Origin of the sequence: Sphingobacterium thermophilum, from assembly GCF_039541675.1 — a bacterium.
Classification (GTDB): Bacteria; Bacteroidota; Bacteroidia; order Sphingobacteriales; family Sphingobacteriaceae; genus Sphingobacterium; species Sphingobacterium thermophilum.
This window is the reverse complement of sequence record NZ_BAABGR010000027.1, coordinates 23,678-33,051: the sequence shown is the minus strand read 5'-3', so window position 1 is coordinate 33,051 and position 9,374 is coordinate 23,678. Positions and strand designations below refer to the sequence as shown.

The 9,374-nt window shown below is 40.1% G+C and carries 7 protein-coding genes; 1 reads left to right on the top strand and 6 read right to left on the bottom strand.

All coding sequences use genetic code 11. The features are described from left to right. Positions 1-627 precede the first annotated feature (627 nt). The 4 genes from ABD873_RS09730 to ABD873_RS09715 are packed head-to-tail and all read right to left on the bottom strand — an operon-like array spanning position 628 to position 5,209. Positions 628-2,211, bottom strand: a complete 1,584-nt coding sequence (locus ABD873_RS09730) for an MDR family MFS transporter (RefSeq protein ID WP_345067853.1) — start codon at positions 2,209-2,211, stop codon at positions 628-630. Position 2,212: 1 nt separating this feature from the next. Then, positions 2,213-3,304: an HlyD family secretion protein gene (locus ABD873_RS09725; RefSeq protein ID WP_345067851.1), complete on the bottom strand. Its 1,092-nt coding sequence runs from the start codon at positions 3,302-3,304 to the stop codon at positions 2,213-2,215. 11 nt (positions 3,305-3,315) lie between these two features. Next, positions 3,316-4,605, bottom strand: coding sequence for a TolC family protein (locus tag ABD873_RS09720; RefSeq protein ID WP_345067849.1), 1,290 nt, complete (start codon positions 4,603-4,605; stop codon positions 3,316-3,318). Then, positions 4,592-5,209: a TetR/AcrR family transcriptional regulator gene (locus tag ABD873_RS09715; protein WP_345067847.1), complete on the bottom strand. Its 618-nt coding sequence runs from the start codon at positions 5,207-5,209 to the stop codon at positions 4,592-4,594. The genes ABD873_RS09720 and ABD873_RS09715 overlap by 14 nt, the downstream gene beginning before the upstream one ends. Positions 5,210-5,337: 128 nt before the next feature. Here ABD873_RS09715 and ABD873_RS09710 point away from each other — a divergent pair, with 128 nt between their 5' ends. Further along, positions 5,338-5,829, top strand: coding sequence for a DinB family protein (locus ABD873_RS09710; protein WP_039054547.1), 492 nt, complete (start codon positions 5,338-5,340; stop codon positions 5,827-5,829). A 625-nt stretch (positions 5,830-6,454) separates the two neighbouring features. On the opposite strand, the gene ABD873_RS09705 is transcribed toward ABD873_RS09710, so the two are convergent. Both ABD873_RS09705 and sucD read right to left on the bottom strand, forming a co-directional pair. Beyond that, entirely contained in the window at positions 6,455-8,314 is a 1,860-nt protein-coding gene (locus ABD873_RS09705) for a CocE/NonD family hydrolase (protein WP_345067844.1), read from the bottom strand. Between the two features lie 131 nt (positions 8,315-8,445). Continuing rightward, the gene (sucD, locus tag ABD873_RS09700) at positions 8,446-9,324 is read right to left on the bottom strand and encodes a succinate--CoA ligase subunit alpha (RefSeq protein WP_345067842.1); all 879 of its coding nucleotides are present in this window, start codon (positions 9,322-9,324) and stop codon (positions 8,446-8,448) included. Positions 9,325-9,374: the final 50 nt, after the last annotated feature.

The following is a 9,374-nucleotide window of genomic DNA, read 5'->3' as shown; positions in this document are numbered from 1 at the left end:
AGCCGATGGTACTGCCGTAACAGGTGGGAGAGTAGGTCGGTGCCTACCCTTATTAAACAAAGAAAAGCCTTATCCATATCGATAAGGCTTTTTTGTTTTACAACACTTCCTAGATATATCCCATTATTTCCCTGCTTAACATATTGGGATTGTGCTTTTCTAACCTAAGAATTTAAACCTCCTTTATTTATCTTACTAAACATATGATCTTGAATTTATCTCTATTTGAGATCGTGAAAGGAATATTTTTTTGTTCTACATTCTGATGTAGCGTTGATGGGACTATTGAATGTTGGATAGATTCAATTTTATAATTTTTTCAATCTGTTAACTGAGCCTAGGACTGAGATCTCTTAAAGCTTTATGATGTATACAAATCTTTTATAGCCATGAATTAGATCGCATTTCTATCCTCAATAATAGGTTCTCGATTTAGCTTTTATGTCATTGTATACTTGTATCAAGTAAGAATGGCAATGGGCTATCCTTGTTGTCACGAGTTCCTAGTCTCTAAAATCACTTTACGTGTTCTACCGTTACGAATCTTTCAGGAAGTGTAACGAAAAAGCCTTCACCAATAGATGAAGGCTTGTGTTAAATAGAAAAATTCTGAAAAGAAAGTAAGGTTTAATGCATATTAGAAACATCTACTTTTCCCTTGCCTTGTTTTATAAGGAGCACAAAGGGTACGCATATTAAAAATAAAATTCCTAGATATAAGAATACATCCATGTAAGAAAGTATAGTGGCTTGTTTAGTGACAGTACCTTCTAAAATCTGGTGTGCTTTAGCTAAGGCTTCGTTCGGTGTAAAACCTTTGCTGATAAAATTGGCTTGCATAGCAGTAATACGGGTCTGCACTTCCGTACGGGAAGGATCTAGGTGGGAGATAAGGTCTACTCTATGGTGTTGTGTATAGCGGGATATGAAAGTGGTTATGAGAGCAATACCAAATGACCCTCCCAGCTGCCTACTCATACCGGTAAATGCGGCACCTTCTCCTATGGCTTTTCCTTTCAAGGTGGATAAGGATAGAGTCATTACGGGCACGAAAAGTAATCCCAATCCCACTCCTCGAATAATCAGAGGCCAGAACATGTGTTCTGTTCCTGTATCATTGGTGATGATGCTATACATAAATAACGAGTAGCCAAAGAATATGGTTAGACCTGTTGCTACCATATATTTTTGAGGAATACCGGCTTGGATCATTTTACCGATAAATGGCATCATTATTCCTGTCATGACGGAACTAGGGATGAGAAGCATACCGGCATCTGTAGCCGACCATCCCAAAATGGATTGGGTATATATAGGAATGATAAATGTAGAACCGAATAAGCCGAATCCTAATATGAAACTCATAATGGTTCCCACCTGTAGATTTTTGTCTTGCAGGACACGAAGGTTAACGATAGGCTTATCGTAGGTCAATTCCCTCCATATGAAGAAAAAAAGTCCTAGGAATGAGACGATAGAAAGTGTGAGGATGACTTTGTTTTCAAACCAGTCGTCCTGCTGTCCGTGCTCTAGTACATATTGTAAGGAGCCTATAAACAGTATTAAGAACACCATTCCCCACCAGTCCACTTCCTTTGGAGATTGTTTGCTTCCGTATTTAGGGCTTTTTACAAGAGACAAAGTCAATACGGTAGCTATGATCCCCAATGGTACATTGATATAAAATATGTAGGGCCAAGAGTAATTGTCTACAATCCATCCTCCTAGTGGAGGGCCAAGGGTAGGCCCTACAATAACCCCCATTCCGTATATCGCTTGTGCCATACTTCTTTTTTCGGGAGGGTAAGATTCGGTAAGGATAGTTTGTGCCGTAACTAGGAGTGCGCCTCCTCCCATTCCTTGAATAAAGCGGAAGACTACCAATTCCCAGATGTTGGTAGCATTACCACATAAGAAAGAGGAAACGGTGAAGATGATGATAGAAGCAGCAAAATAGTTACGTCGTCCAAATTGCTGTGAAAGCCAGCTTGTCATAGGAATGACAATAACGTTGGCAATGGCATAAGCAGTGATGACCCAGGCCACGTCGGTCAGCGTAGCACCTAACGAGCCACGCATGTCGTTGAGGGCTACATTGACTATGGTAGTATCTACGATTTCCAGAAGAGCACAAAGGATACAGGAGACCGTAATTAGAGCTCTTTTGAAACCGTATTCGACCAGACTATCTTTTTCTGTTAATTGTTCCATATTATTTTACATGCACATCAACCTCTACATTCATCCCAGGACGTAGTAATTGGATGATTTCTTTATTGTTATTCGCATTGAATGTGATTTTCACAGGCAAGCGCTGAACGGTTTTAACGAAGTTACCGGTAGCATTGTCGGGAGGAAGCAGGGAAAATTTTGCGCCCGTGGCAGGAGAAAAAGATTCTACCTCACCTTCCAGAATGTTGTCTGGGAAGGCGTCAACTTTAATTTCTACTTTTTGTCCTGGACGGATTTTGTTTAGTTGTGTTTCTTTGAAGTTGGCTACTACCCAGGTATCGTTATTATTGATGATATAAAATAAAGATTGGCCTTGGTTGACCAACTGACCTTCTTGCAATTTGATGTTGGATATCTGGCCGTCGATAGCCGCTGTCACTACTGTATAAGAAAGATTCAGTTCGGCAGCTTTCAATGCAGCCTTGGCTTTTTCGATATTGGCTAATGCTACTTGTGTTTGTTTGCTTACCACATTGGTCTTACTGATGACGGCCTGCTTTTGAGAGTTGCTAGCATTACGTTGTTGTTTTAAAGCTTCTACATGTTTTTCTGCTTCCAACTTGGCTGTTAAAGCCTGTTCATATTGCTGTTTGGTGATGGAACGGTTTTTATATAGGTTTTCATATCGGATAAAGTCATTTGCAGCCTGACGGGCTTTAATCTCTGCCGCTTCAATGGTTTCGGTATTGGATAGGATAGTAGCTTCTGAAATGGCTACGTTTGCGCTGGTAGCATTAACATCGGCTTTAGCCACTTCGTAAGCACTTTCGGCAGCCAAAAGGGCTGCTTTAGCTTCTTCCACTTTTACTTCATAATCCGTAGGCTGAATGGTAAAAAGAGTATCTCCTTTTTTTACATATTGGTTGTCTTTAACATAAATTTTATCGATGTATCCACTGACGCGTGGAATAATGGGATTCAAAAGACGTTCTACCTGTGCATCGTCGGTAGTCTCGTGTGCTTGGCCATGCAGATATTTATATGTTCCAAAGCTCCCGCCAAGTAGAATGATGGCGGCAAATATGATGATGAATTTTTTATTTGAACTTTTGTTTTCTGTATTGTTTTCCATGCTGTGATAGATTATTTAAGGTTTAGTTGTCCGTTAGCTAATAATAAATCGTAATGTTTCTCTACTGTATTGGCTTTACCGATGGCTAGATTAATCTCACTTTGTAAGAGCTGCACATCGGCTTCTAGCAGATCATCCGTGTCGGCAACGCCATTGTCGTATTTGTCTTTGACGATGCGATAGTTTTCTTGGGCTTGATGGAGAGCTTCTTCATAAAGTTTGAGCTGCTGCTGTGCTAAAATCACTTCCTGATAAGCTTCCTGAATCTGATTTTTGATTTTGTCCTGTGTTTGGATGATATTGAGTTGTGTTTCCTCGATTTGGTGTTTAGCTGAATTGATTTTTTTCTTGTTTTTGTATAAAGCTCCCAAGTCGTATGACAAGCCTATACCTATATTCGCTGCGTTGGTTACGGTCATGATATTTTGAAGATGAATGGCCGCATAGCCTCCTGTAGCTGCGATGGTGGGATAATAGGCTGAGTGAGCAATTTTAAGTTGATCTTCTGCAATTTCTTTTTGAGCTTGCAAAGCTTGTATTTCCAAGCGATCTTCCACTTGTCCAAGATGTGGTTGTGACGAAACTTCTGTTAGTTGTATTTCATCCAAGGTAGTGTTTTCGTCTATACTTATTAGCGTATTCAGCTGATAGTTGAGAATGCGTACGTTTTTTGCTGCTTCCTGATAGGCTACTTTATAGTTGGAGAGCTGTAATTCGGCTTTCAACAGGTCGTTGCGTGCTATAAGACCGTTTTCTTCCATAGCTTTGAAGTCTACGACCTGCTGTTCTGCTTTTTTGATATTTTCAGCGATTAAGCTTTTGGTTTTTTGTGCTTTATACAGCGCAATGTAAAGGTGCAAGGCTTGTACCGCTAGATTTTGTTTTGCTGCTAAAGATTGTAATTCAGTAGCTTTCCAGGCATGTTCAGCAGCATGAATGCTGTGTTTAATTTTTCCGCCGGTATAGATAGGCATGTTGACGGATAGCTGACCGAGGATAAGCTGGTTGGTGCTGATTTGGGATGAAGCGTCTCCGCCGCTGTTGATTTTGAGGTTTACATCGGGCTTGTTCATGGTCATATAGGTGCCCGAGATTTTAGATTCGGGAAGAGCGATGTCTTTGGTGACTTGATAGTCCAACTCTTTGGCTTTCACTTTTGCTTCCAACAGTTTGGCTTCGTTGGAATTGGAAAAAGCCAGCTGCATCACTTCGTCAAGGCTAAGATTTTTTCTTTCCTGAGCGTGCCCGCTCATTGAAAGGAAAAGAAGAAGTGCTGCTGTACTCCAATTATTGATTCTCATGGGTTAATATAGCTTTGATAGTAAATTTTAAATGTTTGATAATGATTTCGGCAAGGTAATCATCGAAGTTATCGTAGTGACTTTTAGGTAGGGTTTGTTCGTAAAATGCCCTGTTATAGTTGAAGTGCATGAAGGTTCCGATCATGGTGGTATGAATCAGAATCGGGTCGTATGTGCTAAAGGTTCCTTTTTGTACGCCATATTCAATCACACGACGAATACATTCAATATTATGCTTACGTAGTTCTGTAAAAAGCTCTTCGTTTATCTTTCTCTTTCTTATGGAGGCTTCCGAGATTAAAATCTGGTAAACAGAGGGATTGTTGATTTTGGAAGAAACATAATGTTCTACCATTTTTTCCAAGCGATAAATGGGATCTTCCTCCGACTCGTACTGAGAAGGGTTGAGCTTATATGTCTCTATGCCCCACTTGATGATGGTTTCAAGAAGATTTTCTTTCGAACCGAAATAATAGTTGATCATAGCCACGTTGATGTCGGTCGCCTGTGCAATGTCGCGTACGCAAGTGCCTTCAAATCCGTTTTTTGCAAACATGGTTTGGGCTATGCGGATAATCTCCAATTGCTTTTCACTGAGTTTCATGGACGACAAAGTTAAACAAATGTTTAATTTAAACAAATGTTTAACTTAATTGCTGACTTTTTTATGAATTTTTTCAGTATTTCAAGGTGTTTATTTCCTTATTTTTGATAATAAAAATTCTAAGCACTATGAGTATTAATAAGGGAATATTAATTGAAATAGAAAGAGAAACTGAAAATACAAGACGTCTCTTGAGTGTACTTCAGGATGAGCATTTATCCTTTAAACCACACGAGAAATCGATGACGTTGGGCGAGTTGGCGACACATATTGTGGATTTACACAATTGGGTGAAAAATGCTTTGACTGAGGAAGTTTTTGACTTTAAGACTATGTATAAGCCACAGATAGCAAAGACTGTTCAGGACTTAAAGGCTATGTTGAATGACAGTTATGCGGGTAATGTGTCGGCTATAGAAAAAATGACGGATGAGGATTGGCAAAAGATATGGACCCTTAAGTCTGGAGAGCATATTATCGTGCAGCTACCAAAGATCGGTGGATTCCGTTTTATTATTCAAAATCATCTTATTCATCATCGAGGGCAATTGACGGTGTATATGCGAATGTTGAATCTTCCTCTCCCTGGAATTTACGGTCCATCGGCTGATGAGAGATAAGAAGATGGGATTGTTTTAAAGATTCCCATCTTTTTTATGTATTTTGGGAGATAATGTTTACGTCTTATAGTGATAAATCACCATTTCAGGATAAATAGGTTGTGATTAATTTTAGCCTATAATAAATATTTAACGCTATGAAATGTATTTACATTATGCTGGGTTTTATAGGGTGCTTTTAATCTTATCCTGTAAGAAAGATAGCAAGGTTGTGGACCAAGTAACGGACAAATCACCGTACCGTCTGAAATACATTGCTATGCAGTCCCCTTATGATTTTCTTCCGATAGATAGTAGTATTTATATATTCAGGAGATAGTTTCAAAGAACTTAAGCGTAACAGTGCGAACACCATCAATAGAGAATATCATTTCACAAAATCTGGTTCTACTTATGATTACACTTCTTACGAGAATAATACTCTAAGAGGAAAGGGAACGTAAATAATAAATAGTTTCATCATTACTCTTACTTTTACCATAAGTGAGAGATTACTTAACGCCAAGGGATGTGCATGCACCTTTAGAGACATCTATGGATAAATAGATCGAGAGAAAGGAAGTAAAGGCTATCCCTAAATGGCTAGAAAAGTCAAAAGGCAAGATTCAATCTTGCCTTTTTGGTTTTATAATACGGAAAAGGTTATGCTACTTGGGTTGTTGCGATCGAAATACAGGCGGTGTGTATTTTTGATATAATCTTCTTTTTTGGCTTTAAAGATATCTATCATTTGATTAGGGTTTCGGTCCACCAATGGGAACCATGTGTGCTGAATTTGGATCATCAGTTTATGTCCTTTCTTGATGGTATGAGCCACATCGGGAAGGGTAAGTTTTACGGTAGTTATCTCGTTAGGCACGAAAGGTTTTTCTTTGTCAAAGCCTTCTCTGAATCTGCCTCTGAGTACTTCTCCGCGGATGAGCATCTGGTATCCTTTCATCACTATCTTATCTGACACGGGAGATGTCACTGAAGAAGTGTCCGGATATACATCGATGACTTTAACGATAAAGTCTGCATCTGTTCCAGTCATGGATACTTTAAGGTCTGCGGTAATAGGGCCTGCGAGAGTCAGATCTTCCTGAAGCTCCTCTGTTTCGAAAACAAGAACATCGGGGCGGTTAGCTACGAAGCGCTGATCTGCAATCATATATTCGCGTGTGCGGTTGGTGATAATACCTTCTTGGAATGGAACAGGCTTGTTCGGGTCGGAGATATATTCTGTAAAAGCACTTTCTTGAGAAGGTTTGTCCTTACGTAGTGAATAATCCTGATGCAAGAAATAAGTCTGAGGGGTAGCTTCTTTTGGAGGCCATTGATCAAAAGTTTTCCATTGATTCATTCCAGAAAAATAGATGGTAGCCTCTGCCGGATTGAAGTTGCCTTTTCCTTTGAGGTAGTAATCAAAGAAGGCGAGTTCAAGATTTTGTTGGTAGTAAAGGCTTGTCTTTTCACCGAAGCGGATGTCTCCAAAATAATCTCCTTGAGAGCGTACCCAACCTCCGTGAAACCACGGTCCTATAACCAGAATGTTGTTGTTCTTTTTGTTGCGTTTTTCAATCTGCTTGTAAGTTTCGAAGGCACCGTATGTATCTTCCGCGTCGAAGGTTCCTCCCACAACCATGACTGCAGGCTTCACATCGTTCAAATAATTGGTAATGGTTCTGCTGCTCCAGAAGGTGTCTAAGGTTTGATGTTTGGCAAGATCATCCCAGAATTTGACCGTATGGCTGAGATATTTGTTTTTTAGCTCGGAAAGGGTAGGGTACTGAAGGAAGAACTTGTAGTAATCTTCGGATTGTAGGGTAAAACCTTTGGGAGCATTGGCATTGGTAGTAGGTTTAGGACGAGGAGCATCGAAGGTATACATAAAGCGGAAAGCGTCAAATAAGAACAAAGCACCTCCATGACGGAAGTCATCACCGATAAACCAGTCTGTTACGGGAGCTTGTGGAGACACCGCTTTCAAAGCAGGATGAGAGTTGATCAGGCCTGCCGTAGAGTAAAATCCGGGATAAGAGATGCCATACATACCCACTTTACCGTTGTTGTTGCTTACATTTTTCACCAACCAGTCTATAGTGTCATAGGTGTCTGTACTTTCATCGATGAGAGCTTTATTTTCTTTGCTCCTTGTGGGTCTAATATTTTCATAAACTCCTTCACTCATCCATTTACCGCGAACATCCTGATAGACGAAGATGTATTTTTCTTTGGCCATCTGAGGAAAATTTCCTAAGGTGTTCTTGTACTTATCCGGGCCGTATGGCGCTACTGTGTAGGGGGTACGGTTGAGCAGGATAGGGTATTTCTGTGACTTGTCTTTAGGAATGTAGATAGACGTAAAAAGCTTTACCCCATCGCGCATAGGGATATACTGCTCGATCTTGTCGTAATGAGCTTTGATGTATTCTTCATTTACTTCTTGCGCATAAACAAAAGGAACAATGAAAAATACAATAAAGACTAATATGATTTTTTTCATGGGTTATAAATTGATTGAGGTTTATGGAGATTAAATATAGAATATTTTGGTTTAAAATTATTTTTTGATAGAGAAAAAATAAAAAAAGGAGGCTCAAGAGGCCTCCTTTTTCCTTATATAGAATTACTGTTCTAGTTTTTCTTTGCCAATTCTTCGGCGATAGCTTTACCGATTTCAGCAGGAGATTCTACGACACGGATACCACATTCACGCATGATTTTCATTTTAGCGGCAGCGGTATCGTCAGCACCACCTACGATAGCTCCGGCGTGTCCCATACGGCGTCCTGGAGGCGCTGTCTGGCCGGCGATGAAACCTACGACAGGTTTTGTGCCGTGTTCTTTGATCCAGCGTGCTGCTTCAGCTTCCATGCCTCCACCAATCTCACCGATCATGATGATACCTTCAGTTTCCGGATCGTTCATCAACAGTTCTACCGCTTCTTTAGTGGTAGTACCGATGATAGGGTCACCACCGATACCGATAGCTGTTGTGATACCTAGGCCGGCTTTTACTGTTTGATCTACTGCTTCGTAAGTCAATGTTCCGGATTTAGATACAACGCCTACTTTACCTTTTTTGAAGATAAAGCCCGGCATGATACCGATTTTAGCTTCTTCAGCTGTGATGATACCAGGACAGTTAGGACCGATCAAGCGAGATTTTTTGTCACTCAAGTAAGATTTTACTTGAATCATATCTTTGGTAGGGATACCCTCAGTTATACACACGATCAATTCGATGCCTGCAGCTGCAGCTTCCATAATAGCATCCGCAGCGAATGCCGGTGGTACGAAAATAATGGAAACATTAGCACCTGTAGCATCTACTGCATCCTGAACAGTGTTGAATACAGGACGATCCAAGTGTGTTTGTCCACCTTTTCCCGGTGTAACACCACCCACAACTTGTGTTCCGTACTCAATCATTTGAGATGCATGATAAGTACCTTCTGTTCCAGTAAAACCTTGAACGATAACTTTTGAATCTTTATTTACTAATACACTCATTGTTCTTATTTTTAGCAGAGCAAATCTACCATTTTGTATTGACTTCTAAA